At 64.4% G+C, this 23,899-nt stretch carries 26 protein-coding genes; 5 read left to right on the top strand and 21 right to left on the bottom strand.

Annotation, left to right across the window (positions count from 1 at the left end):
• Nucleotides 1-2 precede the first annotated feature (2 nt).
• Both ALIDE2_RS16290 and ALIDE2_RS16295 read right to left on the bottom strand, forming a co-directional pair.
• Nucleotides 3-278 (bottom strand): hypothetical protein, encoded by a 276-nt coding sequence (locus ALIDE2_RS16290; protein ID WP_013722601.1) that lies wholly within the window; start codon nucleotides 276-278, stop codon nucleotides 3-5.
• Complete coding sequence (locus ALIDE2_RS16295; RefSeq protein WP_013722602.1) at nucleotides 275-1,306, bottom strand: PRTRC system protein D; 1,032 nt, start codon at nucleotides 1,304-1,306, stop codon at nucleotides 275-277. The genes ALIDE2_RS16290 and ALIDE2_RS16295 overlap by 4 nt, the downstream gene beginning before the upstream one ends.
• Nucleotides 1,307-2,504: 1,198 nt before the next feature.
• Here ALIDE2_RS16295 and ALIDE2_RS16300 point away from each other — a divergent pair.
• Entirely contained in the window at nucleotides 2,505-3,662 is a 1,158-nt protein-coding gene (locus ALIDE2_RS16300; protein WP_041701048.1) for a phage integrase N-terminal domain-containing protein, read from the top strand.
• 4 nt (nucleotides 3,663-3,666) lie between these two features.
• Here ALIDE2_RS16300 and ALIDE2_RS16305 read toward each other — a convergent pair whose 3' ends face one another.
• From ALIDE2_RS16305 to ALIDE2_RS16350, 10 genes are all read right to left on the bottom strand, one after another.
• Nucleotides 3,667-4,020 (bottom strand): H-NS histone family protein, encoded by a 354-nt coding sequence (locus tag ALIDE2_RS16305; RefSeq protein ID WP_013722605.1) that lies wholly within the window; start codon nucleotides 4,018-4,020, stop codon nucleotides 3,667-3,669.
• A 96-nt stretch (nucleotides 4,021-4,116) separates the two neighbouring features.
• A complete protein-coding gene (locus ALIDE2_RS16310) occupies nucleotides 4,117-4,335 on the bottom strand; it encodes a hypothetical protein (protein ID WP_013722606.1) in 219 nt (72 codons plus the stop codon).
• Nucleotides 4,332-5,177, bottom strand: coding sequence for a PRTRC system ThiF family protein (locus tag ALIDE2_RS16315; RefSeq protein WP_013722607.1), 846 nt, complete (start codon nucleotides 5,175-5,177; stop codon nucleotides 4,332-4,334). Before ALIDE2_RS16315 ends, ALIDE2_RS16310 begins: the two co-directional genes overlap by 4 nt.
• A 53-nt stretch (nucleotides 5,178-5,230) precedes the next feature.
• Nucleotides 5,231-5,944 (bottom strand): PRTRC system protein A, encoded by a 714-nt coding sequence (locus ALIDE2_RS16320; RefSeq protein ID WP_013722608.1) that lies wholly within the window; start codon nucleotides 5,942-5,944, stop codon nucleotides 5,231-5,233.
• The gene (locus ALIDE2_RS16325) at nucleotides 5,944-6,684 is read right to left on the bottom strand and encodes a PRTRC system protein B (RefSeq protein WP_013722609.1); all 741 of its coding nucleotides are present in this window, start codon (nucleotides 6,682-6,684) and stop codon (nucleotides 5,944-5,946) included. Before ALIDE2_RS16325 ends, ALIDE2_RS16320 begins: the two co-directional genes overlap by 1 nt.
• 28 nt (nucleotides 6,685-6,712) lie before the next feature.
• Entirely contained in the window at nucleotides 6,713-7,756 is a 1,044-nt protein-coding gene (locus ALIDE2_RS16330; protein ID WP_013722610.1) for a PRTRC system protein F, read from the bottom strand.
• A gap of 11 nt (nucleotides 7,757-7,767) precedes the next feature.
• A complete protein-coding gene (locus ALIDE2_RS16335) occupies nucleotides 7,768-8,211 on the bottom strand; it encodes a PRTRC system protein C (RefSeq protein ID WP_013722611.1) in 444 nt (147 codons plus the stop codon).
• A 96-nt stretch (nucleotides 8,212-8,307) separates the two neighbouring features.
• Nucleotides 8,308-8,790 (bottom strand): PRTRC system protein E, encoded by a 483-nt coding sequence (locus tag ALIDE2_RS16340; protein WP_013722612.1) that lies wholly within the window; start codon nucleotides 8,788-8,790, stop codon nucleotides 8,308-8,310.
• A 109-nt stretch (nucleotides 8,791-8,899) separates the two neighbouring features.
• Nucleotides 8,900-10,663, bottom strand: a complete 1,764-nt coding sequence (locus tag ALIDE2_RS16345) for a PRTRC system ParB family protein (protein ID WP_013722613.1) — start codon at nucleotides 10,661-10,663, stop codon at nucleotides 8,900-8,902.
• A gap of 84 nt (nucleotides 10,664-10,747) precedes the next feature.
• Entirely contained in the window at nucleotides 10,748-11,248 is a 501-nt protein-coding gene (locus tag ALIDE2_RS16350; protein ID WP_013722614.1) for a hypothetical protein, read from the bottom strand.
• 223 nt (nucleotides 11,249-11,471) lie between these two features.
• On the opposite strand from ALIDE2_RS16350, the gene ALIDE2_RS16355 reads away from it, so the two are divergent.
• Together ALIDE2_RS16355 and ALIDE2_RS16360 are read left to right on the top strand one after the other, a co-directional pair.
• Nucleotides 11,472-11,876, top strand: a complete 405-nt coding sequence (locus ALIDE2_RS16355; protein ID WP_013722615.1) for an HU family DNA-binding protein — start codon at nucleotides 11,472-11,474, stop codon at nucleotides 11,874-11,876.
• A 72-nt stretch (nucleotides 11,877-11,948) separates the two neighbouring features.
• Complete coding sequence (locus tag ALIDE2_RS16360; protein WP_013722616.1) at nucleotides 11,949-12,269, top strand: hypothetical protein; 321 nt, start codon at nucleotides 11,949-11,951, stop codon at nucleotides 12,267-12,269.
• Nucleotides 12,270-12,312: 43 nt separating this feature from the next.
• Here the strand turns inward: ALIDE2_RS16360 and ALIDE2_RS24595 are convergent, their stop codons facing one another.
• From ALIDE2_RS24595 to ALIDE2_RS16390, 7 genes are all read right to left on the bottom strand, one after another.
• Nucleotides 12,313-13,158 carry an HNH endonuclease gene (locus ALIDE2_RS24595; protein ID WP_013722617.1) on the bottom strand — a complete coding sequence of 282 codons (846 nt, stop codon included), beginning with the start codon at nucleotides 13,156-13,158 and terminating at the stop codon, nucleotides 12,313-12,315.
• A 1-nt stretch (nucleotide 13,159) separates the two neighbouring features.
• Complete coding sequence (locus ALIDE2_RS16365) at nucleotides 13,160-14,782, bottom strand: AAA family ATPase (RefSeq protein WP_013722618.1); 1,623 nt, start codon at nucleotides 14,780-14,782, stop codon at nucleotides 13,160-13,162.
• Between the two features lie 129 nt (nucleotides 14,783-14,911).
• Nucleotides 14,912-15,757 (bottom strand): three-Cys-motif partner protein TcmP, encoded by an 846-nt coding sequence (locus tag ALIDE2_RS16370; protein WP_013722619.1) that lies wholly within the window; start codon nucleotides 15,755-15,757, stop codon nucleotides 14,912-14,914.
• Nucleotides 15,754-17,037 carry a three-Cys-motif partner protein TcmP gene (locus ALIDE2_RS16375; RefSeq protein WP_013722620.1) on the bottom strand — a complete coding sequence of 428 codons (1,284 nt, stop codon included), beginning with the start codon at nucleotides 17,035-17,037 and terminating at the stop codon, nucleotides 15,754-15,756. Before ALIDE2_RS16375 ends, ALIDE2_RS16370 begins: the two co-directional genes overlap by 4 nt.
• 36 nt (nucleotides 17,038-17,073) lie before the next feature.
• A complete protein-coding gene (locus tag ALIDE2_RS16380; protein WP_013722621.1) occupies nucleotides 17,074-17,937 on the bottom strand; it encodes a DUF5131 family protein in 864 nt (287 codons plus the stop codon).
• Nucleotides 17,938-18,048: 111 nt separating this feature from the next.
• Complete coding sequence (locus ALIDE2_RS16385) at nucleotides 18,049-18,993, bottom strand: nucleotidyl transferase AbiEii/AbiGii toxin family protein (RefSeq protein WP_013722622.1); 945 nt, start codon at nucleotides 18,991-18,993, stop codon at nucleotides 18,049-18,051.
• Nucleotides 18,986-19,597 carry a hypothetical protein gene (locus ALIDE2_RS16390; RefSeq protein WP_013722623.1) on the bottom strand — a complete coding sequence of 204 codons (612 nt, stop codon included), beginning with the start codon at nucleotides 19,595-19,597 and terminating at the stop codon, nucleotides 18,986-18,988. The genes ALIDE2_RS16385 and ALIDE2_RS16390 overlap by 8 nt, the downstream gene beginning before the upstream one ends.
• Nucleotides 19,598-20,111: 514 nt before the next feature.
• Here ALIDE2_RS16390 and ALIDE2_RS16395 point away from each other — a divergent pair.
• Together ALIDE2_RS16395 and ALIDE2_RS16400 are read left to right on the top strand one after the other, a co-directional pair.
• Nucleotides 20,112-20,444, top strand: coding sequence for a hypothetical protein (locus ALIDE2_RS16395; RefSeq protein ID WP_013722624.1), 333 nt, complete (start codon nucleotides 20,112-20,114; stop codon nucleotides 20,442-20,444).
• A gap of 307 nt (nucleotides 20,445-20,751) precedes the next feature.
• Nucleotides 20,752-21,426, top strand: coding sequence for a hypothetical protein (locus ALIDE2_RS16400; RefSeq protein ID WP_013722625.1), 675 nt, complete (start codon nucleotides 20,752-20,754; stop codon nucleotides 21,424-21,426).
• 72 nt (nucleotides 21,427-21,498) lie between these two features.
• Here the strand turns inward: ALIDE2_RS16400 and ALIDE2_RS16405 are convergent, their stop codons facing one another.
• On the bottom strand, nucleotides 21,499-22,911 hold the full coding sequence (locus ALIDE2_RS16405; RefSeq protein WP_013722626.1) for an AbiJ-related protein: 1,413 nt from the start codon (nucleotides 22,909-22,911) through the stop codon (nucleotides 21,499-21,501).
• Nucleotides 22,912-22,925: 14 nt separating this feature from the next.
• Nucleotides 22,926-23,837: an AbiJ-NTD4 domain-containing protein gene (locus ALIDE2_RS16410; protein WP_013722627.1), complete on the bottom strand. Its 912-nt coding sequence runs from the start codon at nucleotides 23,835-23,837 to the stop codon at nucleotides 22,926-22,928.
• Nucleotides 23,838-23,899 lie beyond the last annotated feature (62 nt).

Below are 23,899 nucleotides of genomic sequence, written 5' to 3' on the forward strand. Positions count from 1 at the left end.
CCTCACTCTTGCAGGCTGGGCCCGAACACGTCGTTGCTCACGGTCGCGGACTTCGACGCTTCGCTGGCCACGGGCGGAGGCACCTGCCTGGCGTCATCCACGGCAAACACACCGTACTGCGCCAGCAGTCCGTCATAGGCCAGCACACGCAGCCGGTTCACGCGCTTGGCCCCTTGCGGAAAGCGCACCAGCTCGTCGTACAGGCGCGGGTTGTCAGCACGCGCCAGTTCGAACACCAGCCGGATCGGCCTCGGCTCATTCTGAGAACATGGGTTCATACAGCCTCCCCTGCCGCACGATCCCGGCCTGAGGCCATGGTGCTGGCGGCATAGTTCTGGCCCGCGATCTGGAAACCTCGCACGTTGGCGAACATGGGTTCCTTGACCTCGTGGATCCGGTGCTTCGGAAACGCCGCCTTCACAGCCTTCTTGAACAGGAAGGCGCCACCGCCCACCAGGATGATGTTCTGCAGGCTCTCTGGGGTTTCGATCCACTGGCGCATCGTGGACACCGCCTGCTGGGCCACGCTCTCGGCCAACGGCAAGTGCTTTTTCATGTCGTAGGGCTTCTGGAAGATCACCGGCGCCTTGCCGGTGCGCAGCGCGAGGTCGATGGCGTCGAAGTCACGGTACGGGGTGCCGATGTCCTTGGAGATCTCGGCCGCCAGCAGGCGCAGCACGTCGGACATGCCGCGGTTGATCGAGTGCGATTGCTTCTGCACCAGGCGCATGCCGCGGGTGACCAGCCAGTCGAAGGTGCGCGAGCCGGGGTCGATGACCAGGCTCTGCTCGGTGCCGATGGTCTCGATCTTCTGGTGTTCGGCCGCGTAGTGGACCAGCGCGCCCTGCGGTTGGGCGACCGCCATCGCCTTGGCTACCGTCACAGTTTTGCCGCCACCGACCTGGTGGCTGCCGACCATGGCCTTCTCGAGCGCGGCCTTCTTCAGGGTGAACAGCGCCACCGGCAGCCCGACGATCAGCAGGTCGATGTGGGACAGCTTCATCATGCTGAGCGCGCCGCGCAGCAGCGCCATGTACTCGGGCGACTCGGTGTACTCGTCGTGCAACTGCTTGGCGCGGAAGGTGTCCGCGGCCAGGCCGACGTCGGGCCCGACCTCGTAGAACAGCGGTCCGACTGGGATGCAGACGGTCTTGCGCCGTTCGCTGGTCGGCCACTGCGGCGTCTCGCCGCTGGATGGATAAGCGATGGAGGGGAAGCTGGCGCAACGGATTCCGGCCTCCGCGACGCCGGTGACGAACTTGGTGTTGCCCGATCCGACATCCACCGCCCTGACGATCAATTCCATGATGGTGCTCCAAGGTGAGGAAACATGACGGCCAGCATCGGCAAGGCGGTGCGGCCACGCCACCCGCAATTCGCACGAAATGGCCCAGGTTTCGGGATCAGGTGCCGCCGCCTATTACTGGTGTGAAAGCACAGTGGCATTGCAATGACGCCAGACCCGGACTCAAGCCGCTGCGAACTGCGTGTGTGTCACCACGGTCTCACCGCACTGCCAGTCGTCAACCCCCGTTGCGCGCCCATCAAGCGCCCTTCGTGCAGATGCCCGCCAAGGGCTTGGGACTCCCGTCCGGGACCAGAGGCAGGACTTTCTCCTGTCAAGCCCGCATGCAGCCTTGCTCTGCGTTCGTGCGGGACACTAAATGGCCCCTATCACGCCGTCGCGTGCCCACAAGCGCCACCGGCAAGGCGCTTTCCCATGCCGTCGCATTGCCACGCCGGCATTGACCATCAAGCCCCTTTCGTCATCCACTAGTGGCTCCCGAGGGCCATCCTTGGCCCGCTCCATCGCGGAGCAACAGGCGTCGCAGTCGTTACCTGCCCTTGCAGCCCCGGCCCAGAGCCGGGGTGGCCGTCGCCCCCGAGGCGACCGCTCCGAGGTTTATTTCGTAGAGCATGTGCCTCGACCTTTGCCAGCCCTTGCGGCTGGGCGCTCATGGAAGCGCGTCGAGGCCGTCGATCTCCCGGCCCGGCACCCGATGCCGGTTCCCGATCCCGCCATCACCCGAGCATGCGTGTTTCACGCCGCCAGCGGCTGTGTTTGCCCTCATGGGCTCCCCGCTGGTCTTCGCTCAAACGCCCGACACCGCCCTGGACTTTCGGTCAGGGGTGGACCCATGCGGTCGGATGGCGCTGCGAACTCCAGGATTGATCCACCAGTGCGCGCGAGACCCGATCTCGTCGCCGACGCGGCTGCCTGCCCCCGAGGCGACAGCGCGTCACAACCCTCCGTGGTCGCAGAAATGCGCGGACGGAGCCGGATCACATGTTTTCATTTTTAAGACCGACCGAGCTGGCCCGTGCAAGCGCATGGCTGGCGCAACCCTTGGGTCGGCGGCACGCGGTGTGGTCCCGCGTGCCGCCGTGCTTGCCTGACCGCCCGCTCCAGCGGATGACGGAATCCGTCGCTGGGGTTGGACTTCCCGGATTCCTGAGGGCACACCGTTCGGGCGGCGCGCCACTTCCTTCACCTGGAAAGCACGATGACGACACCCTCAACCCGACAGGCCGATCCGGTCAGCCCAGGGCGGATCCCTGGCATGGATCGACCGCGCCCCCACGCCTGGGCGGGCAAGTCGCCCCAGGAAATCCTTGACCGCCTGCGCCCCGGCCATGCCGATCCGCTGCGCGTGCTGGACACCCTGATCGAACTGTTCAACACGCGGCACACGGCACGCGAGAAGACCGTCTCGCACAAGACCCGTGCAGAACGGGCGCGCTTTCTGCGGCGCTTCTTCCTCGATCTCCAGCGCAAGGCGGGCTTTCACACCATGCCCGACCCACGCAACCTGGGACAGAAGCACCTGCACGCGATGGTGCAGGTCTGGCAACGCGAGCGGCTGGCGCCGGCCACGATCCAGACCTATCTGAGCTTTCTGCGGGGGCTGGCATCATGGCTGGGAAAGCCGGGCTTGGTGCGGCCACCGGCTCGCTATGGCCTGAGCCTGGAGGAATACGAGCGCCACGAACACGCGCTGCGCGACAAGAGCTGGGGCGCGCATGGTGTCGATGTGGAAACAGTCTTCGCCCAGGTCGCGCAGTTCGATGCGCGGATCGCGGCGTCGATACGGTTGATGGACGCGCTGGCGCTGCGGCGCAAGGAGTCGGTGATGTTCCGGCCCTTTGAGCACGTCATGCCATTCGAGCAGACCGGCCTGCCCCTCGAAAGCCGCAAGGCGGATGAGTATGTATGGATCAAGGGCAAGGGCGGGCGCGTGCGCTGGGTGCCGCTGGAGACAGACGGTCAGCGCTCGGCGGTGGCGCTGGCGCGTTCACTGGCCACAAGCCGTGATGCGCACATGGGCGATCCAGCCCTGAAACTCAAGCGCAATCTGCGCCGGCTCGACTACGCCCTGGAGAAGTTCGGCATCACCAAGCGGCAGGCGGGTGTCACAGCCCACGGCCTGCGGCATGGCAATCTGAACAATCTGTATGAATCGCTTTCAGGTGCGCCATCGCCCGTGCGCGGCGGCAGCGGTGTGGACGCGAATGCGGATCGGGCTGCGCGACTGGCCGTATCAGAGAGAGCTGGCCATGCCAGGCAAAGGGCCGCTGGAGCCTATTTGGGCCCGGCATCGCCGAGGCAAAGCGCAGGCCGTCGGCAATCCGCCGATGGGCCGGAGGCTAACCCGCCCGCCTGACGCTTCAGGTGACGCGCAGGTCGGCTTCGGTCTTGCCGCTGGCCAGGGCCTCGGTGAACCACTTGGGCTTGGGGCCGTAGCCCGACCATGTGTGGCCCGCGTCGTCCTTGTACTTGATGCGGCCTACGGCGCGCTGGGTCTTCGAGTCCTTGGCCTTCGCCACGTCGGTCCGGGCCGTGCGCTTGGCGGCATCCAGTCCCAGGTCGACGGCGGTGATGCCATAGTAGGCAATGGCTTCCTTCATGCGGCCCACTACGCCTGCCTTCTCGTCTTCGCGGAGTTGATCCCGCTCCTTCTGCAATCTGGCGATCTCGGCGTCGAGTTCCTGGGTCGTGCGGTGGGGAGATTTGCGAGCCATGGCAGCCTTTGTGATTGGAGTTCGTTGGGGTGCGTGATCGTGCGAGGCGAGTCAAACACCCTGACCACGAGCCAAGTCTATAGCAGGCCCTCGGAATCAAGTCGCGGGCGACACGTCGAACGCCTCGTCCGGGTAGATCGCAGGGCCGCGTGGATCAACGGGGTCTTGCTGCGTTTCTTCTGCCTCGTCCTCGGACAACCCATATCGAGACAGCGCGGCGCACCGCGCCAGCGTCTCGGAAGACTCGGCCACCTGCCCGAGATGGACGGCATGCCCATTGCGCACCACGCGCACATTCCATCGCTTCATGGTCATGCCGCGCACTCCTCGGCGACGGATTCCAGTTCCGGCTCCTGGCGCTCGGCATCCTCGTGGCTGAAACCGAAGCGCGCCCAGGTGCGTCGATCAACCTCGATGGGGCCGCTGCGTTTGGATTCCAGATTGATGACGACACCGTGCGCGGACAGCCGCCCTTTGGAGAACAACTCATAGAGCAGTTGCGCGGCGTAGCGCACCGCCACGTCGTTGACGAACAGCCCCTGGGAGGCTAGCGACATGCGGACCGAGCAGGATGGCTGGTTGTCTTCCGGCGCTGCCGCGTCGAGCAGTTCGGGGAAAAGCTCCGTCACGCAGGGCAGGCGCGGGCCTTGCCCCTGCCGCGATGCCGCGCTGCTCTGTGGTTCGCCCAAGACCACCTGCGCGGTGGACTCGGTGTTGCCCAGGTCGAGCCAGTAGCCGTAGTGGTGGGCGTCACGCCAAGCGAGTTGGTGCAGCGTCTGCCGCGCCGAGCGGCTGTCCACGCAACTGACCAGCAGATCGGCGCTGGCCGCGTACCGTTGACCGAGTACGAATTCTTCGTAACGCATGGGATGGGCCTCCCAATCCAGCCCATAGAACTGGTTCAGGCGATGGATGGTCACCAGCGCCTTGTGCCTGCCGATGTCGGCGGCGCTGTAGAGTTGCCGCCCCACATTGGCCTCGCTGACGCGATCCGCGTCGAATGCCTTGACGTGCAGGCCCAGCGGATGACCCAGGGCGCGCATCGCAATGTCCAGCCGGGCAAGGCAGGCGGCCATCTGCGCGCCATTACCGCCCACACCCACCAGATGCACCGCCACGCGGCGCTCCAGCAGCTTCGGATGAATCAGGTGTTCCACCAGTGCCTCCAATCGAATGTCCTGCACCCAGTCTCTCGCTGAATGAGTGGCCTTCAACCCGGCAGGTGACGCTCGCGCCAGCGCCACAGCACGCGCCGCATCCAGCCTTCGCTGCGCTGTGCCGCAGCGCCCTGCTCCGGCCATTCGCCTTGCGACTCTCGCCACGGATGCCGGTCGAGCGGCTGGTACAGGCCATTGATCACCAGCCGGAAACAGGCCGAGGGCCGTGGCCGGTCGAGCAGGCCGAAGACCCCCGCCACCTTGATGCCCTGGTCGTCGCGGTCGTCCGCGCCCGACCAGAAGGCCGGTGCCCGGCCATGCGTGTGCAGGTCCACCGCGACCGTCTCGTCGTCGGCCATGGCGGGACGCCGATAGTGGATATGGACAGGCGAGGTCTGCTCGGGCTCGCACATCGCCAGCCGAAGCTGCCCGGTGCGGCGCGAATAGATCAGCACCCCGGCGGCTTCATTGGGCAGATGCTCCCGGCCCGCCGCCACGAACGCTTCGATCAAACGGATAGGCAGCACGCCAAAGCTGAAGCACAGGTGCTCCGCGACTTCACCGTAGGGCAAGCGCATGGACGGTGAGCCGTGGCCCAGGGCCACGATGCTGTCGAGCCAGTCGAGCCGGGTCTGCACGAACCATCCGTTGCGCGCCACGATGATGCGCTGGCCGTTGCCCATGTCCGGCAGCGCGCCGAAGCGCGGCGCGGCGATCACCGGGCATGCGGCGAGCAGGGCTTGGTCTCTCGGGTCCATCGTGCTCATCATGTGGCCTCTGGTTCGCCCAGCAGTTGGCCCAGCGTGGTCTTGGCATCGACCAGCACCCGCTCGGGGAAGCGCGTGAAGGCTCCATCGAGCATGTCGCGCCAGAAGGCGTAGGCCCCGCCCCGGTAGCGCAGCAGCTTGCCCGCCACGTTGGGGTGCGTGAAGTAGGAACGCAGGAAGGCGTCGTTCCAGGCGCTGATCTTTTCCACGGTCGTTCCATTGGGCACCGGCACATTGCCCTGGCAGATGTGGCCCTGGCCATCGACGTTGAAGTACGGGGCCTGGAACAGCGGCGTCTGCGGCGTCGGACGGTGATGGCCCTTCACGGCCCATACCCTCCAGTCATTGTTGGCGGCGGCGAAAATCAGTCCCGGCTGCGGCACCGTCTCGCCGCGCTCGCGCCCGCCAAACGCTTCGGCCTGCTCCGCACCCACCCTGAACGCCACATGCCTGCGTGCCGGTGGCACCCACCACACCAGCAGGTCGCCGTGGAGATACAGCACCGTCTCGGGAAGGAATCCGCCGTGGGCCGCGCGCTGGAGCAAGGCCCCGGCCAACTCCCGCGCCGCCTGGGCGGTCATCGCCCGGCCCGCACCGATCACAGGTGCGCCATCCACGGTCGTGACCTCATGCACTGTCGCCAGTGCGCTGCCCGAGCGCCCGTGATACAGCAGCACCGCCTGATCCAGCTCCAGCACGTTGTCCGTGGGCGTCTGAATGGAAAACTCCGCCTCGTTCATGGGAACCACCTCCTATCTATATATAGAGTCAGTGTCCGTGGCACAGGGCATGGATCAAGCGGTCGATCAGCGCGATGGCCTCGAAGCGCTGGCCCATGCGCAGGAACCACGCTTGCAACGCGCCGGGGTCGTCCAGCGGGATGAGCACCTCGCCCATGCGGTCGCAGTAGTCGGACTGGTGCGCCAGATTGAGCAGGTCGTCGTAGATGCGGGTGGTGACGTCGCCCTCATCCCAGGACAGCACCGCGCCGAAGCCGATGTACTCGCCCTCGGTGTCGGGATGGAAATCGTCGGTGAGCTTCAGGCGCGACAGCGCCAGCGCATCGGCGGCAATCTGGCGCTGGTGGGGGTCGGTCAGCGTCCTGGCGGCGCGGCGCAGGCTGCATGGGTGCCATGCCGGGGTGCGCTTGTGCCCGCCCTCGCTTTTGTCGGGCCGCACCAGCCAGCAGCGCGCCCACTCGGGAAAGGCATCGTCCAGCATCCTGCGCGTGACCATTTCCTCGCGCATGGCTTCGCGGTCGGCGCTGTCACCGCTGCTGCTGTCCTCGCACATCATGTCCAGCGCCGCCTCCTCATCCATTTCCCCCTGCCAGTACACATAGGACGCCACGTCATCGGCAATATCCGGTGTGAACAGGGGGTACACGTAGCGGCCCTGCTGGCGCAGCACCTGCAGCACCGTGGCCCCCAGGTGCGGCATGGCTTTGTTCAACGCCTCTAGGCTGCGGCCCACCGGCCACTCGGCCTCGCGGTATTCGCACCAGTACACGTCCAACTGGGCATAGGGGGCTGGCGGACCGCTGCGCATGTGCTCGTCGAGCACGTTGATGGCGAAGCGCGGCTCCAGGCAGTGCAGCGGGCCGATCTGGCGCTTGATCCAGGCGTCGATGGCGCGCTGGCAGGCTTTCAGTGGGTCGGCCTCGCCATCCGGTAGGTCGTCTTCCCGTACCGCGCCCGATGCGATCAGGAAGCGGCACAGCGCCGCGTTCGCACTGGCCTGGGATGTGGACGCAACCGCCAGCGGAATGCCGGGTTGCAAGCTGGGCAGCGCCAGCATGGGAGCGGCAGGCATGACCGTGGCCCTCACGGCAGCGGGGTGAGCATTTCGCTGGTGACGCTGGCGCGCGGGGCTGCGCCTTCGTGCCGGTGCTGCTCCAGGGTCTGGCGGGCAAAGCGGCTCCAGGCCGCCGAGCGATTCACCACGGCGCGCTGCGATACGGCGCGGGACAGCTTGGCCGTCGCGCTGGCCGCGCCAATCTGTCGGGGCTGAACGCAGGCCAGCAGCGCCGCAAGTCGAGGGCCGGGTTGCCCGGACGCGCCCGCGCCCTTGGTGCCCACGGCCTTGCGGAACGTGAAGTCCTGCCGCCCGTTGGCGACCGGACTGGCCTCGGCCTCAGCGCTGACCAGTTCGGGGTATTGGGCGCTGTAGAGGTCGCGCACTTCGCGGGGCGAGAGGCCGGGCACGTCCGGCAGCAGGATGCCGTTGTAGGTGAAGGTGCGGACGATGGGGGTGACTTCTATGGCCATGGGTTGGACTCCTTGGGGGATGAACGCGGCAACCGCCGTGGTTGCCATGTGTTCAGTCTCTCGCCGTCGTTGCCCGCATCAAGGGTGCCCGCCGACTCACCCGAACAGGTCGAAGGAGTCGCTGCCAGTGGCCGTGGCTGGCACCGCGCCCGCCGCAGGGGCCTGCGAGGCATCGCCTTCCTCCTCGTCATCCGCCGCACTGTCCGAGGCGGATACCGCCGGGGCTGTCACGGGCTTGGCCGGTACGGACTTGGAGGCACCCGCCTTTACGGTGGCATCGCTGGCCTTCTTGACCGATGCCGCCTTCGCGGCCTCGATCACTTCCTTCGTGGCCTCGGCCTGCTGCGCAAGGCTCTGGCGCACCTCGCGGTAGCCGCGCAGGGCTTCGATGAAACCCGCGTCAAACTCCTGCGGCGTGGCCGTGAGGCTCAGGGGCTGCGTCAGCCCAGGCTCGCCCGCGTCCTGCCGGGGCTTGGGGATCACGTTGACCGTCAGGCGGCCGGATTTCTCGTCGGCGCTCACGGTCATCGTCAGCGTGGCGCTGCAAGCCAGCGCGAACAGTTCTTCGAACATCGTCATTTGAAGCTCCTTGGTGGAATGGGGGACATGGCCCCATGCGGGGCCGTCCAGACCATGCTAGAACCCGGCTCCCTGGTGTCCAGTGGGTGTCAAGGGGCCGGTTGGCGCGTCAGGCCAGCGCAGGCTCGGGCTGCAATTCCGGTGTGGCCTCAGCGCTCTCGGCCTCATCCGCTCCATCGGCCAGGATCGGCTGGCGCGGGTAGCGCATCACGGCGGGCACCGCACCTTGGTAGGCGAAGCCCGGCACCTTGAGCAGCGCCGTGATGAAGTCGGGCTTCTTGCCAGCGCGTGCCGCCTTGAAGCCCGAGCCCATCGCCTTCTTGAGCCCGACTTCTGCGGCAAGGCTCTCCAGTTCGCTCATCGTGAACAGGTCGAGGAACTCCTTGTTCCACTGGAAATACCGCCCTTCATCCACCTGGGCATAGTTCAACAGCAGTTCGAGGTCGGTCACAGTGACGCCGAACGCCGCCGAAGCGGTGGCGGCTTGCAGCAGCCGCTCCAGTTGGGCCTCGGGCGCGGCAGCGGCCCGTTGCAATCCGCCACGCACGCCGAACCCCGCGCCTGCGGCTTGACCCGCGAGCCGGTCGAAGGCGTTGCGGAACTGCGCCTCCCGCAGATCGGCCCCGCGACCGGCCAGCGCCAGCGCGATCAGCACCCGCTGGCTGCACTGCGGCTGCGCCATCAAGGCCTTGGCCAGCCATTTGCGCCACTCCATGACACGGTAGCTGACGACACGCTGCGGCGTCTGGTTCGTGGGCGCGGCGGGCTTGGGCTTCTTGCCGGTGGGCTTGGCTGCGCCCGCCTTCACCGCGCCCTTGCCCTGCGCTTCGTCCAGCGCCGCCTGGGCATCGCGCTGCGCCTTGCGCCACAGGGCGACCTTCTGGCTGTTGCAGGCGGCGTCGAAGCACAGCGAGCGCGTGACCTCGCCATAGCTGCCCGGCATCGCGGATACCGCGCAGCCGAAGGACTGGCATCCCTGGCAGGACGTGTACTGCGGCGCGCCAACGCCCAGGTCGCCCTCGGCGGTCACGGGCACCGGCGCAAAGCCATCGCCGGTTTTGACGATGCGGATGACCGGGTATTCGTCGCGCAGCGCATTGGCTCGGGATTCGATGGCCTGCTGGGTCAGTTCCTCGAAGTGGCTCGGGTGCTGGCAGTAGCCCTCGCCCAGGGATTCCGCGAACAGGCCCGACTGCCGCGCCGAGTTGTGCGGACAGCCGCCGCATTGCGCGGTGTCGAAGATCGCGTCGGCCAGCCGCCGCGCATAACGGCCCAGTTGCGCCTTGAGCACGGCCACCGGCACTTTCTGCGCCACGATGCCGTTGAGCACACTGTCCTGCTTGTCCGGGGGAATGCCCGCGAGCAGTTCGGCGTGGCCGAGCTGGATGGTGCGGGTGGTGAGCGCCTTGAGCACGGCGGGCGTGCAGGCCAGCAGCGCCAGCCGCCGCTCCAGCACATCGAGCGACCAGCCCATGAGGCGGGCGGCTTCCTCCTTGTCGCCGCGCTGGCGCAGGAGCTGGCGCTGTGCGGCGTGGGCTTCCTCTGCGGGCGACATCGCGGCGCGGTGGTAGTTCTCGATCACCGACATGGCCTCGGCCGTCTCGTCGTTCGCGTCCTTGATGACCACCGGCATGTCGTAGCCGTCGCCGAAGACGTTCTTCGCGGCGCGCCAGCGGCGTTCACCGGCGATGATTTCGTAGAGGTCGGTGCCCGGAACGGGGCGCACGACGATGGGCTCGAGCACACCGACGGCGCGGATGCCCTCCTCCAGTTCGGCCATCTCGGCGGGGTCGAAGTATTCGCGGGGGTTCTTGCCCTGGACGATCTTGCGGATCGGCAAGGTGGGCTGGCTCGGCTGGGTGGGGTCGGTCACGGTGTCTCCTGTCTGCATCGGGTGGGGATGCAGTCATGCTCTCGCTGCTCGCCCCTCCTTCAAGGGGCTGCGGCGCTCTCCCCATCAGGCAGAAGCCCGGACGAAGGCTTCCCAGGCGTGCAGCGCCAGCAATTGCTCGGCCCGCGCCGCCGCTTCGCGTGAGCCGAAGGTCACATCGCCGGGCGCATTCAACGCCTGCCTGCGGTCGTCGCAAACGATGCGCCACTTTCGGTCGGGATAGTTGTTGCTGACGCAACCACAGGCACCGCTCGGATAGCGAACGCCACCCACGTACCAGCCGCCGTGCCGCCAACGCGAGTAGTGCAATGGCGCGGAGGGATCCAGAAGCCGCAGCACCTGCTCGAATGCCTCAGTGGCCGTGCAATGGCTTTGCGCTTGGATCGCAATGGCCATGCCTTCGAACACGTCATCCGCACATGGCAAGCTGCTGGCCGCTTCGCGCAGCGCCCGCTCGACGATGGCATCGATGTAGAGGTTGTCGATGGGGCGGTCTTTCTCGACGTGGCGCTTGCAGGCATCACGCACGGCCAGCGCCGCCGCCATGGCATTGAGTTTGATCGTCATCCGCTGGCTCCTTCTGAATGGCTCGCGGCTGGGCCGCACAGGGAATGGAGTCATCGTCCTGTGAAGCCAGCCGGCTTCAACGCCCCTCATGGCCAGACGGTCAACCAATGCCCGTCGATCAGGTGGCGCGCAATGCCCAACCGATAAAATGGACCACTGCGCGACGCACCCAAATACCGTGGCGCAATCCTTTCTTCAACCACAACGAACGAGACCGAGAACCATGGCAACTGCGAAGAAAACCACCAAGCCGGCACCTGCAGCGAAATCCATCAAGCCAGCGCCCGCCGCCAAGGCACCCGCTGCCACCGTCAAGCCCGTCAAGGAAACGCTCACGAAGTCGGCCCTGGTCGCCCACCTTGCCGAACAATCGAGCGTCGAGCCCAAGGCGGTGAAGGCCGTGCTGGCCGCGCTCGAATCCGCCGTCCTCGGCTCGGTTCACAAGAAGGGTGCTGGCGCTTTCGTCCTGCCCGGCCTGCTCAAGATCGACGTGCAGAAGGTGCCGGCCAAGCCCAAGCGCAAGGGCATCAACCCGTTCACCAAAGAGGAGCAGGTTTTCGCGGCAAAGCCGGCCACCGTGCGCATCAAGGCCCGCGCGCTGAAGAAGCTCAAGGACGCTGCTCTGTAACCTCTTTGCCCTGACACCGCAACGGGTGCAGGCCGGTAGTCCGGCCGGTGCCCGCTTCCCAACGGCCATGCCATGCCCATCCACTACACCGTGCTGCAGTTGCTCAATGCCGCTCACGGCAGTCTGGCCGAGATTGAACTGGCACACCCCGACCTGTCTGAGGGAAGCGGCACCCGCTGGCTGTGGATCGAGAGCGCCACGGTGATGTCCCTGCAGATCGTGGGCGGTGGCGGCAACCCGTCCAAACGGATCTTCGACCACGCGGTACTGACGCTCGATGGCCACCACGGCGAACTGGCCTGGCCCAGCGGCCGACGCGAGGCTCTGTCGGTTGATCACGGGCGGGCGCTGCGCCCGGAGTTCCAGCGGCTGGTGCATCAGCATCTGAACTGAAAGTCATCCGCATCATCGCGCGGCAAGGAGGAGCCGAGTCCGCTCACGGGATCGTGAGATAGCCCCCGCTCACAAACCAAGCATTAGCAGCCAACGCGCGATAGGTTGCGTACTGCCAGCTGTTGGGCCTGGCCAAATGCACGTCGCGCTCATCATCGAGAAACTGCTGGATCGCAGGCACGCCACCGCGACTTCCCTGCAGAACCAACCTGTCGCGAAGGATCGGTAATTCGTCATTGGCGTTGGTTGTGAACGTAGTCGCCAGCCCACACACGTCGAAATGCCGCCGAACGCGATCTTGATCCACAGCGGGCCACGCAGTTGGGGGGCATGCATCGAACACCAGTACCGGCGGCGGCCCGGGGTCGAGCGTTGCTCGTACCCAGGGATCTTTCAGAAGATGCTGATCGAAATAAGGATGGAAGGTCTGCTGTCCAGCCATGGCAGGATACTTCGCACGCTTCTTGTCATTGCAGAAATGACATGCAGGCACCAGGTTGAACGGCAGAATGGATAAATCGGGATAGCGTGACTTGGGCAGATGGTGGTCGCAATGGGCGACACTGCCTACACCGCACAGCGGACAACGGTTGTTCGGCGCCGCGCTGCGTATGCGGTCATAGACCGCGCGGGCCGCGCCGCTCGTCTTGCTCAGATGCTCCTCGTAAAGTCCGGTCAGCTCCGCCTTGGTGACACCGCCAACCGAGGGCCGACGCTCGACGTGGTGGAGCGAGGCCGCCGTAGCGTTCGCATGGTAGGTCACCCCAGAAGCAGCGAGGCTGGCGGCAATTGCCGTCAGGCGGGCCTGGAGGCCAGGATCATTCGTGGCACCCAGGCACAGCGCGAACACACTCGCCTGCGTGTCGGTTGGAAGAGGCAAACTTCGCATGTTAGGCCCCCTCGCCTGCCGCGTCGGGTGGTGACGGAGGCACCATGCTGAGTGCGCGAGCCAACGATCGCGCCTCACCGCCGAGTCGGCCGCCGAATCGCGCTATGGCTTGCTCGTATCCGCCTTGTTGCACTGCGTCGCTGATCAAGCGGTGAAAGCCAGTCTGGACAACCTCCAGCCCGAACACCTCGCGGGTGAGGGTTCCGACGTTCTCGCCAAAAGTCTCAAGCTCGGGCCGGTCGGCGCGCGCGGAGTGGCCCGAGCGGTTGAGCACCCATGCGCAAGAACGGGGCACCTCCTGCAAGACGACCGGCGAGTGCGTCGCGATGATCGCCACGCCATTGCGGTTAACCAGTAGCTCGCTCAGCGCACGCACGAAGGCGGACAGCAGCGGCGGATGAAGATGCCCTTCGGGCTCGTCGATGAGCACCAGCGACTTTTCCTCGACAAGTTCGACGAGCAGCGTAATCGTCAGCAGGACGACACTATGGCCCGAGCTCAGCCGCCGAAACCACTTGCGCGTGCGATCTTCCCAGCCCTCCGCGGTGTCATCGATGACGCTCCTGGCATTCGCGTCAAGAAACAAGGGATCGGCCTCCAGCAGTTCGACCGCTTTCAGCCAGCGACGCCGACGCGCGGCGCCGCGACAGGCGACTATGCCTTTCAAAAAATCCCGAGAAAGCTCGGAACGCCCCTTGATGCTCAGCTCCGACTGTCCATCGTCATCGACGCCACTCGGTTGAACCTCCGCAGCGGACTGTCGGATCAGGCCGATGTACTCGTACCTCACGTCCAGTTGAGCATTCGCGCGTACCAGCGGGCCGTACTCGTCGAATGGGCTGAACGAGACCGTCACCAGTCCGGCAAAGTCATGGCCCTTCTTCGGGGACGGATTGACGTACCCAAACGGACCGTTGAACCCGAGAGGATTCAGCGGCCCCAACTCGCCTACCGCACCTCCGTCGCGCGACTGCAGGCCAAGAAAGGCCCGCGACAAATAGTCGAAGCAGCGCGTCTTGCCAACGCCGTTCCGTCCGATGACGACGTGGACGTTGGTCGGTGGACTGGATTCGGGCGTGACCTGGAAATCGAGTCGCGGCGGAGCGTCAGAGATGTACGGATCCTGGGGAAACGTGTAGCGAAACGCGAACGCGGTTAGCACGACATTGCCGAGCGCGAGCCGGTGGAAGCGATTGCGCACTCGGTCGATATCGATATCGCGCAGCAGTGATCGCCGCAAAACTTCCTCGGCGGCATATTCCTCGAGCAGTGACGGGTTCCGTGCCATGTCACGCATTGCAAGGAGGTACTCGTCCCGCAACTGCTCGCCAAGTTCGTTGAGCTGTTCGTAGTAGTTCTCGGTCTGACCCATCGAGAACCACGGGGCTTCGAGCCTGGAAAACACGGGATCGAGCAATGCCGAGCTGATGGCAGACTCAGGGGTCATCCCCGCCCTGGCGATCTTTACGTTGCCAATATCGATCCGCCGACGGTCTTCTGTGACTACGATCACATGAAACTGCGTCACCCAGGTGAACCAGTCGTTCCATTTGTCGCGGCCGAGGAGAACCTCATTGCCGTTGCTTGGGGCAGAGGCCGAATCGACGACCCTGAATGACAGCATTCCTTCTCCCTATATTTTTCCAAGAACAGCCATCACGACGGCATCTTTGCCTCCTCGCTTCGATTGAAACACCTCAGCATGGGATGCGGTTTTCAGGGACAAGGTCAAAGTGATCCATTCAGAGCTTCCCTAGAAGTCGAATTCACGGTTCGGACCTTGGGCCACATCGCCCCAGATCCTGTTGGGTAGCTCATGACGACTGAAGAACACCAAGTGGTACAGCGGCCGATTTCCCTCATCGCGCACCAGCGGCATGCGTCGGCTGATCGAAAATCCAAGGCCGCGCACCAGACCGCACCAATAGTCAAAGAACGCCTCGTCGGCATCACCACGTACAAATGCAATCGGGTCGATATGATCCCGCCATCCAGGTGCTGCCGCATCGAAGCGCGCCCGATCCGGGTTGTATTCCATCAGCACGTTTCGCCGCAGATCCATGGTGCTGAAATGAACCGCAAAATCAACAAACTTCAGCCGTGCCAGTTTCTCGATCACGCTGAACGACAGGTACTGGAGGTTGTAGGGATCGAGGTACGCAAGGCACAGGGCGCCCTTCGGAATCATTCGAAACACTTGATCCACCGTGGACTCGGCTGCCCCCGGCAAAGCTGTGGCCGGCGCACCCATTGCCTGCAACCGCTCCGCGCAGGCCGATGCTCGTGACGCGTCCAGGTCACCAACGAAACATGATGTGAAGGCCACCTTGTCGCGCAGCGAGTGCTGCCATGCGACCTGTGCGCCACCAGGACGGGTCATCGTTTCGCCCTTGACCTGAATGCGTCCAGGCCCACAGAACAGATCGACATAGACGCGCTGCTTGAACTTCTCGCGCGCTCTCCGCGTGCCTTCCACATACTTCGCCAAGAAGGTGTGCTTCATCTCTGGAACCCACCTGCCAACACCCTCGCCGGCCCGCCCGAATTCCACCGGCAGATGGGGCAAAGGATCATCGTTGTGCGCGAGGGAAAAACTCACTGCCCACCCCTTTGCGGAGTGCGGAATAGCGCGCCCTGCCGGTTTCGTTCGATCCAATCTGTATCCCGCATGTATCGCGCAAGCCGCCGAACCGCTCCATCCTCCGATCGAATGACGATGTCTTTCTCACCGGACAATCGCTCAAGCGCGTCCTTGTACATGAGCGAGGTGCCCGGGGACGTATTGCAGGTCGAGGCATAAAGCTCGCCGATCTGCACCGGCTGTCCTCGCCCAAAAATATTCTCCGCAAGGTGCTGGGGCAACACATCGGCAGACAGGCTCTGCGCCACATCGTCGAACACGAATCCCCCTTCGAACTCCTGGCGGAACCCCATCATGTGGGTCGCAAGCATGTCAAGGCCCGCACCACCGTAGTGGATGGAATGGTTCTGGTGCTCCCAGTGCACCTGTTTCATCACATCCTGCGCACGCGGATGCCGCGAAAGATGGACAAGCCAGTACTCGCCTTGACCACTCCCTTCGCCACGAATGAAGAATGGCGTGAAGTACTCAGCTCCACAATCTTTCACCAAGGCTTGGTACAGGGCTGCTTGGATGAAGCGCCGCCAATCCGCCGAGTCCTCTTCCTTGATCTGCTCAATCGTCCTTCCCCCCAGCGCCGAGCGAATGTCGACGGCCAGCTTGCTGGAGACCTTGTCCGTGAACTCATCGTTGGTGTAGGTGGCAAAGGCCGCGACATGGAACGTCAGAACCACCTCGCTCTTCGGTGATTCAGCAAATATCTTTTGAATCAGCGGCGCCGGCACATCGCTGTACCCATACTGATCCAGAAAGAAAAGCGCCGTGTGTGCTCGGGGGGTGTGCGCCTCAATCAACCGAAACACGGCTGGAGATGCCGAGGCAAAGTCGTCATGAATGACGTGAATGGATTGGCCGACTTGCGCACCGTATCCCCTGTCATGCAAGACCTGCTTCAGGTGCGACAACGCCTGAGCATCCTTGTCGATGAAGATGTACCGCACATCCAGATCGATGGGTTTCGTTCTCTGGGCGTTGACGCGGAGACTGGCCTCCCGGACCGCATCCAGCATGCGCAGCGGAGAACCGAGGATTTCCGTACCCAGCCCTTTGAGCGTATAAAGACCGCCCCCGCAAAATCCGTCCACCAGCGTGATGCGCAGCCGCTCCCGCCCGCGGGCATTGAGCGTTCGCTGCTCGAAGTACCGAATCAGGTAGCCAACCAGCACCTCATGCTTCGTCACACTATGCGGATCGATCTCTGCCGGTCCGTTCCTCCAATCGTAGTGACTCTTTGCCAAGCGAAGCCTTTCTGCGGTACTGAAGTCGATTCGACGCTACACCGTGTTTCCCGTGCTCGGAAACTGATCCCAATGCCGGCCGCCCAGAGACCGGCCAGCCTTGCCTTTTCCGACAGCGGCGAGTTTGATCTCTGAACCATCACGCCTGACGATGTGGATCGGAGTCCGGCCCGTCACGGCGTCAGCAGCTTGCTCTATAGGCGCCCAGTGACCCCATTGCTTGAAATGGAACGCGACGCCGGCTGCATTGCATTGTTTGCGAAGATCTTCAGGCCATTGCGGATCCATGGGACGCGACCCTGGCCCTGACTCGCCGCCAGCGATAACCCAATCCACACGCGTGCCGCCCTCCCGTGCCTTCAACCACTGGCGCAAATCCAGGGGCCCGAGCAGAGGCTCACAGGACAGGAACCGGACTGCCGGCGTCTCGAACTCCAGAAGGTACTTCAGCCGTTTGCCTGCGGCATCCTGGTTTTCGACGGTCGCACCCAGCCAAACGTTGGATGGCAGTTCATAGCCCTTTGGCAGTTGCTTGCGCACCAGATGGATTCGCTTGGTCAGAAGCAGCCAATCAAGATGGGGCGTTGCCGCGATGAGGTCCAGAAGGCGAAGCCGATGCGGCACCAAATCCTTGCGGTTCTCGAACACGTCCGCCATGGACGCACAAAACACGCGCCGCCTGGTCTTGCTCTCCCGGGCCTCCCGGTCCCACTTCAGGGGCTCCTTCCAATGCGCATCGCCAAAAAAACGCCGCTCCGACTTCGCGCCCCAAACGTCTTCCCCGAGGCGCTTCGCCCAGGTTTCGGCATAGCAATGGTCACACGCATCGGACACGCGCACGCAACCCCACCATGGATTGAAGGTGTGGTGCGTCCACTCGATGCGGGTGTCTTTTCCCATTGTTCACTCTCTTGGTGCATTGTAACAATGCACTGATTTTTTGTACAGTATCGACATGCAGACATGGGAAGGCACCGAATTCGGAAATTGCCGCATCAAGCCCTCGCCCTCTCACATGACGTCAATGTGTTGATGGATCCTGTCCAGCAGCACCTCGAAGTCAGGCTGCCCCTGGTAGTACAGCGCGGCTGTCTTGCGATATTCCTGCGCAAAGCGCTGACGCTGATCGGCGTCGGCCAGCAAAAAAGCAGGATTGCGGGCAATGGCCTGGTCATCGCCGGTTCGGAACCGCTGCGCCTTGCGCTCCTGGTAGGCCGGCGTCCTCATGAAGGCCTGGACCTCATCCAACTCCAGTAGGCAGTACACGTCGTAGTAATGCCTCAGGAAGTTGGCGGGGAACGCCTGGGCTTCATCGAGTCGGCGGTACTTGGTAGAGATCGTCTGCAACTTCTCGACGAAGGTGTGCGTGGGCGCATAGCACGGCACGGCCACCGCGCGGTTGTCCCCCGCCGCGACCCCGCGCTCCATGGCTACATCCAGCGCCCACGACGAGATCGTGACGGGCCGGTTCGGGGCGGTGTCATCGAATCCGAGTTCCAGCAGGATGCCGTCCTTGACGCCAGTAAGCGCCGGGACACGCGGTACGTAGATCAAGCGGATGCCTGCGCTGCGCATCTTGTCGTCGTCGAACTGCATGTCGCGCTCCACACTGTCGATACCCGGAATTTGGATCTGTTCGGCCAGGGCGTCGTAATACGCGCGCCGCGATTCGACATGCGCCGGCTTGTCCTGGTTGCGCCCCGTCTTCACGTCCATGCCAGCGGGAGGTTCAATGCGGATGTCGATGTCTTCGGAGAAGCGGTGGATGACACCGAACCCCTTCGACAAGGACGTACCTCCCTTCAACTCGAACTGAAAGCCCTGCGCCTGAAGGCCCCACAGGCAATGCATGATCCAGTAGTCCTTCTCGACCAGCACGGGATCGAGGCCGTGCGAGTCTGCGACCACCGACAGCAACTGATCGAAGTCCGCTCGTTCGTGCAGGAATTCAGCCACCCACCCACTCCCGCAGACGCTTTCGCGTGGCCACGCTGCCAAAGCTGTCGGCTGCGCGCTGCAGACGGGTGGGATCGAATGAAGGCAGCTTGCCACGCGCCTGCCGCAAGACCGCATCACGGTCCTCCGCCAGTTCGTCCAGGTTGTTCAGCAGATCCACATACAGGAACTCCGGCGTCAGCTTCCTGGGAAAGCGCGGCTTCATCCTGAAGTCGAACTGCCGATTGCCGAGCTTGAAGAGGCCGTGGCGTTTGTGGTTGTAGACCAGCGTGCGGTTGTAGAGCTGGGTCGTACCCAGACCCACGGCGTTGTAAGCCGAGGGAGAGAACACCAGGAAATCTTTGTCGCGCAGGAACCCGCCCACCACTTGCTCATCGGCCGGCGGCAGTGGACCGAAACTGGACTGCTTGGGTGCGTGGTACAGGCCTTGGGCAAGCTTCCTCAGCTTTCCAGTGGCCACCAGTTCACGCAGATGCCGATCCACTGCCGTGGACAAGCCTGCAAGATCCTCCCTCCGGTAAACGCGCCCGGCTTGCAACTCGCCAGCGAGGTGGGCAGCCCCGCCTCGCAAGGAGACAACAGGAGATTGGGCAACGGCAGGCATGGCTAGTTTTTCATTGAAATTTCATGCATTTTACCGCTTTTCCGCACTCCGCAGCCAACGGGGGGCAGCCCAAGCGCGGCTCGGACACCGATGCCACCGTGATTCGCCCATCGATCCGGACGCTTACCGGCTGGCTTCGCATCGCCAGCGCCGCCGATCTTGGGCACCGCAGCCATACTGGAAATTCCCCTGCTTGCATTGCGCAAGCCCTCCCGGCCCAGCCGGGCGTCGCAGTCGTCACCTGCCTGAGAAAGGACAGCCGCCCTTTCGCTTCATATCCCCCTGGGAACACTGCTCCCGTGGGGAGGGTGTTCCCGCTTTTTCTGGAGATCACCCTTATGTCTCATCGCCATGCCCCCGCATGTCCCCTCTGCTCAGGTGAAGGTTCGCTGCTCGGCACGCTGGGATTGCGTACCTGGTTCCGCTGCCGCCAGTGCGGCATGGACTTCAGCCGCACCCGCCGTCCGAGACGCCCCGCCCCCGTCGCAGTGACGACGTCACTGGAGCGGCCGGCATGAGCCGCCATCTCCTGCACCTGCTCCGCCAGGGCCGCAAGCTCACCGTGGTGGCCGGCTACGACCGGCCTCTGCGTGAGCTGTACTTGCACGTGATCCACGACAACGATGCGGATCCCCATCAGGAGGAAGCGTTCGTCTACGACAGTCTGGGCGACCCTGGCCTGGATTGGAGCGACATCAACACCGTGGCCGACAAACTGGCGACCCTGGGCATCGAGCCACCCGCCAGCCTGATCGAAGGCATCTTCCTGGATCAGTGCTTCAACGTCGGCAACCGGGTTGTCGAACACCACTTCGACCGGCCTTCGGTCGTCCTGCACGCAGGCTGAATACCCAACGCGCGCCCCGAGACCGCCGACAGGCCGCCAACTGTCCTTCCTCACCAGCGGTTGCCTGATTTTCGTCAGCATCCTGGCGTGCGACCGGGCATGGCCGAGGTCGGCGCCTGCGCATCCCTGACCATTGGCGCAGTGACGGCGCTGCGACGCCTGTTCGTCACCACGGTGCGGCCCCAGCCGCAACGGCTGGTCGCCCGAAGCATCGGGTGGATGCCACGGCATCTGCTTTTCCAATCCAACCCGGCGGGGCTCGCTCCGCTGGGGGGCGGGTTCTGCCCCAACCCTCAAGGAACCCGCCATGAACGTGACCCTGAATGCCGAGCAACGGCTGTACGTCATCCCCTGCGGCGATGGCTACACCTGCCTGGGCTTCGACAACGCGCGCAGCCATGCCGACCAAATCGCCGCCCGGCTGCAACGGCCTGACCTGGCCTTCGCGACCAGCGACCACGGCTCGCTGGACGGCTACGCCAAGTACCAGGCCGCCATCGCCGCATGGGGCCGTTCACAGCTGACACTGCAGACCTACTTCGACCCGGGCACCGATCCCAAGGCGGCCCGGGCGCTGGAGATCTGTCGCCGCGATGGCTGCAAGGTGCGGCTGGTGCAGGGCGACACCGCTACCGGCCGCTGCTGGCTGGACGAGCACGATGTGGTCGGCCGGATCGGCCGTTCTGGCGGCATGATGAAAGTGCCGTTGCTGATCGAGGCCGGCGCCGATGGCGGTGGCACGGCCATCTTGACGAATTGCCTACTGCGCCTGATCGACTGGGAATCGGGCCGCGACCTCTACCGACACCCGGTCTATCGCACGCCCGACCTGACGATCCGCAAGGATCGTGACAAAACCGACAGGCCCTGGCAGGTATTGCATGACGGAACCGTCGTGGCCTGCTTCGCGGATATCGGCAAGGCGGGCGGCTACCTCGCCTTCATGTGCGGCGAGATCGTCGAGCCCCGTGTTTTCCAGTGAAGCCTGAACCGCAGGTCGCACGGCGGACCCCGAGATTCCCATCTCGGGCTTCGCTGTGCGCGCCAGCGGCGACTATGCGCTCGCGCGATCCAGGTGCCGGGCGAACAGCTTTTCGAAGAAGTCCACGATGAGCTGCTTCGAGCGTGGCCCCACCGCGTAACGCCCATCAACGCGCTCAACATCCGCAAACTCGGCGGCGCCGAAACGATAGACCTCGTAGCCCTGCAGGCGCAGGCGGCGGTCTTCCGCTGCCATCTCCGCATACCGCGCCGGCGACGCCACCTCTCCATTGGCGAAATGGTGCTTGCCATCCACTTCGACCACAACACGGACGCCATGCCCCAGAAGGAGCAGAAAGTCCATGCGCTGCCTCGCGAGGACGCGGCCGGCGCCACGCTCCGACGCCGCCCTGGGGTCGTAGTGCAGGTAGACCTGAGGAATCAGGGCCGGCAGCTTGTCGCCCATGCTTCGCGCGAAGTGAGCGTAGTAGGCCTCAAAGATGGCCACTTCGCCCGGCGACTGGGCGGCGTGAACCGCGGTGCGCAGCCTCACGAAAAGGCTCTTCCTGGCGTCCGCCACCTCCTCGCGCCGTTCTCGGTCGCGCCACCAGTCGACCAGAACGTCCCAGCGAAGGCCGCCATCGGACAGCACACGGTCGTAGATCAAGGCGTCGGAATCGTTGGCGATGGCAACGTCGTTGTTGATCGCGTCAGCAAAATACAGGTCAGGCTTGCAGTTGATCGCAGCAAAGATCAGGTTCTTCGGCGCGCCGGCCACCCCACTGGCCACGCGGCGCACACCGTACTGGGGATGGCGCGAGACCTCGCCGACGACGACAAGCACGAAGCCGTCGGCGACCAGCAGCTTGTTCAACGCTTGAACGAGGCGTTCCTCCTCCAGCCCGCGGCGGCAGACCGGATCGACAACCTTTTCCAGCATGTCGAAGAAGCGCTGCTGCGAGCATGTCAATGCGCCGCACAGCTCCAGCAGTTCGGCATTGTTCAGATCGTTGTCTTCTACATAGTGCCGCTGGATGTCATCGCGCAGCGTGGCCGCGAACTTGGTTGAGTATTGCGCGGGCTTCTCGAGATCCGGACTCAGCACCGCGATGCCGTCCCAGACTGGCAGGTTGCCGAACAATTCTCCCGCTGAGACCAGCTCCGCGAGTACGGCGCGACGGGTGAGATCCGTGATGCGGTGATCGGCATGCGTCGTCAGCTCACTCACGTAGTCCGCCAGGTCCGCAGCTCCGAACTCCTCCACCACGCGCTGCGCCAGCGCGAGCAGCTCTGGCCCTTTGAATGTTGTGATGCGGCTGCGCACGTATTTGCGCTTGCTGTTCATCGCCTCGGCCGAATCGCCGTCCCGCAGCCCCAGGGCAACGCAGGCGGCGGGTAGCGCGGGCGCGCTCACGGCGCCCCACAAGGCTTCGGCGATCGCGTCGCGCAGTGTTTCGAGCGGCGGTGGTCGGTGTGGTTGCGCCATCGTCGACCGGCCTCCTAGCGAGGCGAGTTCCGGCGGATGACCAACTCGACCAGCGCGAACAACCGGTGGTACAGGTAGTCCACATGGTCGACATCGATCACCGGTGTCTGGTTGCGCTCATGGTGGCGCAACAGATGGCCGTTGCCGATCTGCGTCAGCTCGCGCGCCTCCTTCTCAAGAACCTCGCGAAACGCGGGCTCGGAAGCGCTCCTGTCCAGGATGAGCTGAGCCGACTTGGCCTTGTGGGCATCGGCCAGGGACTTGATGCGCTCCCAGGCATCAAACAGCCGCTCAAGCGCTTCACGCCGAATCAAGGGGTCCGGGTCCGAGAACTTCGTCCGGCTCTCCTCCAGCATCACGTCCAGCGTCCGATCCCCGGTTCTGAAGTAGGTCCGCACCAGGGCTTCCCCGAGCACGGCCGGCAACAAGCGCCGCATCGCACCGTCCTCTCCCAGTTCATAGGCCATGCCATTGCGAGCCAGGATCCGGTTCACGTCCGAACGGAATGCCGCACGCCCCGCCTCGATGTCGAACGTGAGGTGGTGGTGTCGGTGATAGTCGTGATGCCAGCCAACGACAGGCAGCGCCACCTTGCGCCACACAAACTCCACGAAGTCCAGCGCCACCAAGGTCGAAGGCGCCCAGGGCTCGCTGGTGCGAATGAAGCTTTCCTCATCGATTCGGTCGGTCTGCAGTGGCCATGTCAAGCCGTGGAGTTCAGCTTCGATCGCACTTTTCAGATCGGATATCTCGTTGCCGCAGATGACCTGCCCATCGGGGCACCGCTCCGGATAGCTCGCCCCAAAGGCCCCGCTATTGGCCAATGAAGCCGCGAGCGCCGCGATACCAGCCCAGGTCACAGGGCCCATCTCCTGCTCGGCCCTGGCTTTGGGACCCAGTTCGCGGTCGCTGAAGTAGTCACTCATAGAACATCCTTGGTCATCGGCGTCTGCGCCCCGCCCTCTCCAGCGGATATCGATGTCAAGTT

Origin of the sequence: Alicycliphilus denitrificans K601 (genome assembly GCF_000204645.1) — a bacterium.
Classification (GTDB): Bacteria; Pseudomonadota; Gammaproteobacteria; order Burkholderiales; family Burkholderiaceae_C; genus Alicycliphilus; species Alicycliphilus denitrificans.

Coding starts and splice junctions, on each gene's coding strand:
- ALIDE2_RS16325 (WP_013722609.1), bottom strand. CDS start 6,684: ATGAACGAGGCGGAGTTTTCCATTCAGACGCCCACGGACAACGTGCTG.
- ALIDE2_RS16395 (WP_013722624.1), top strand. CDS start 20,112: ATGAGCCGCCATCTCCTGCACCTGCTCCGCCAGGGCCGCAAGCTCACC.
- ALIDE2_RS16310 (WP_013722606.1), bottom strand. CDS start 4,335: ATGACCATGAAGCGATGGAATGTGCGCGTGGTGCGCAATGGGCATGCC.
- ALIDE2_RS16365 (WP_013722618.1), bottom strand. CDS start 14,782: ATGCTGTCATTCAGGGTCGTCGATTCGGCCTCTGCCCCAAGCAACGGC.
- ALIDE2_RS16295 (WP_013722602.1), bottom strand. CDS start 1,306: ATGGAATTGATCGTCAGGGCGGTGGATGTCGGATCGGGCAACACCAAG.
- ALIDE2_RS16355 (WP_013722615.1), top strand. CDS start 11,472: ATGGCAACTGCGAAGAAAACCACCAAGCCGGCACCTGCAGCGAAATCC.
- ALIDE2_RS16410 (WP_013722627.1), bottom strand. CDS start 23,837: ATGAGTGACTACTTCAGCGACCGCGAACTGGGTCCCAAAGCCAGGGCC.
- ALIDE2_RS16350 (WP_013722614.1), bottom strand. CDS start 11,248: ATGACGATCAAACTCAATGCCATGGCGGCGGCGCTGGCCGTGCGTGAT.
- ALIDE2_RS16320 (WP_013722608.1), bottom strand. CDS start 5,944: ATGAGCACGATGGACCCGAGAGACCAAGCCCTGCTCGCCGCATGCCCG.
- ALIDE2_RS16405 (WP_013722626.1), bottom strand. CDS start 22,911: ATGGCGCAACCACACCGACCACCGCCGCTCGAAACACTGCGCGACGCG.
- ALIDE2_RS16400 (WP_013722625.1), top strand. CDS start 20,752: ATGAACGTGACCCTGAATGCCGAGCAACGGCTGTACGTCATCCCCTGC.
- ALIDE2_RS16305 (WP_013722605.1), bottom strand. CDS start 4,020: ATGGCTCGCAAATCTCCCCACCGCACGACCCAGGAACTCGACGCCGAG.
- ALIDE2_RS16360 (WP_013722616.1), top strand. CDS start 11,949: ATGCCCATCCACTACACCGTGCTGCAGTTGCTCAATGCCGCTCACGGC.
- ALIDE2_RS16340 (WP_013722612.1), bottom strand. CDS start 8,790: ATGACGATGTTCGAAGAACTGTTCGCGCTGGCTTGCAGCGCCACGCTG.
- ALIDE2_RS16390 (WP_013722623.1), bottom strand. CDS start 19,597: ATGCCTGCCGTTGCCCAATCTCCTGTTGTCTCCTTGCGAGGCGGGGCT.
- ALIDE2_RS16335 (WP_013722611.1), bottom strand. CDS start 8,211: ATGGCCATAGAAGTCACCCCCATCGTCCGCACCTTCACCTACAACGGC.
- ALIDE2_RS24595 (WP_013722617.1), bottom strand. CDS start 13,158: ATGCGAAGTTTGCCTCTTCCAACCGACACGCAGGCGAGTGTGTTCGCG.
- ALIDE2_RS16380 (WP_013722621.1), bottom strand. CDS start 17,937: ATGGGAAAAGACACCCGCATCGAGTGGACGCACCACACCTTCAATCCA.
- ALIDE2_RS16290 (WP_013722601.1), bottom strand. CDS start 278: ATGAACCCATGTTCTCAGAATGAGCCGAGGCCGATCCGGCTGGTGTTC.
- ALIDE2_RS16330 (WP_013722610.1), bottom strand. CDS start 7,756: ATGCCTGCCGCTCCCATGCTGGCGCTGCCCAGCTTGCAACCCGGCATT.
- ALIDE2_RS16300 (WP_041701048.1), top strand. CDS start 2,505: ATGACGACACCCTCAACCCGACAGGCCGATCCGGTCAGCCCAGGGCGG.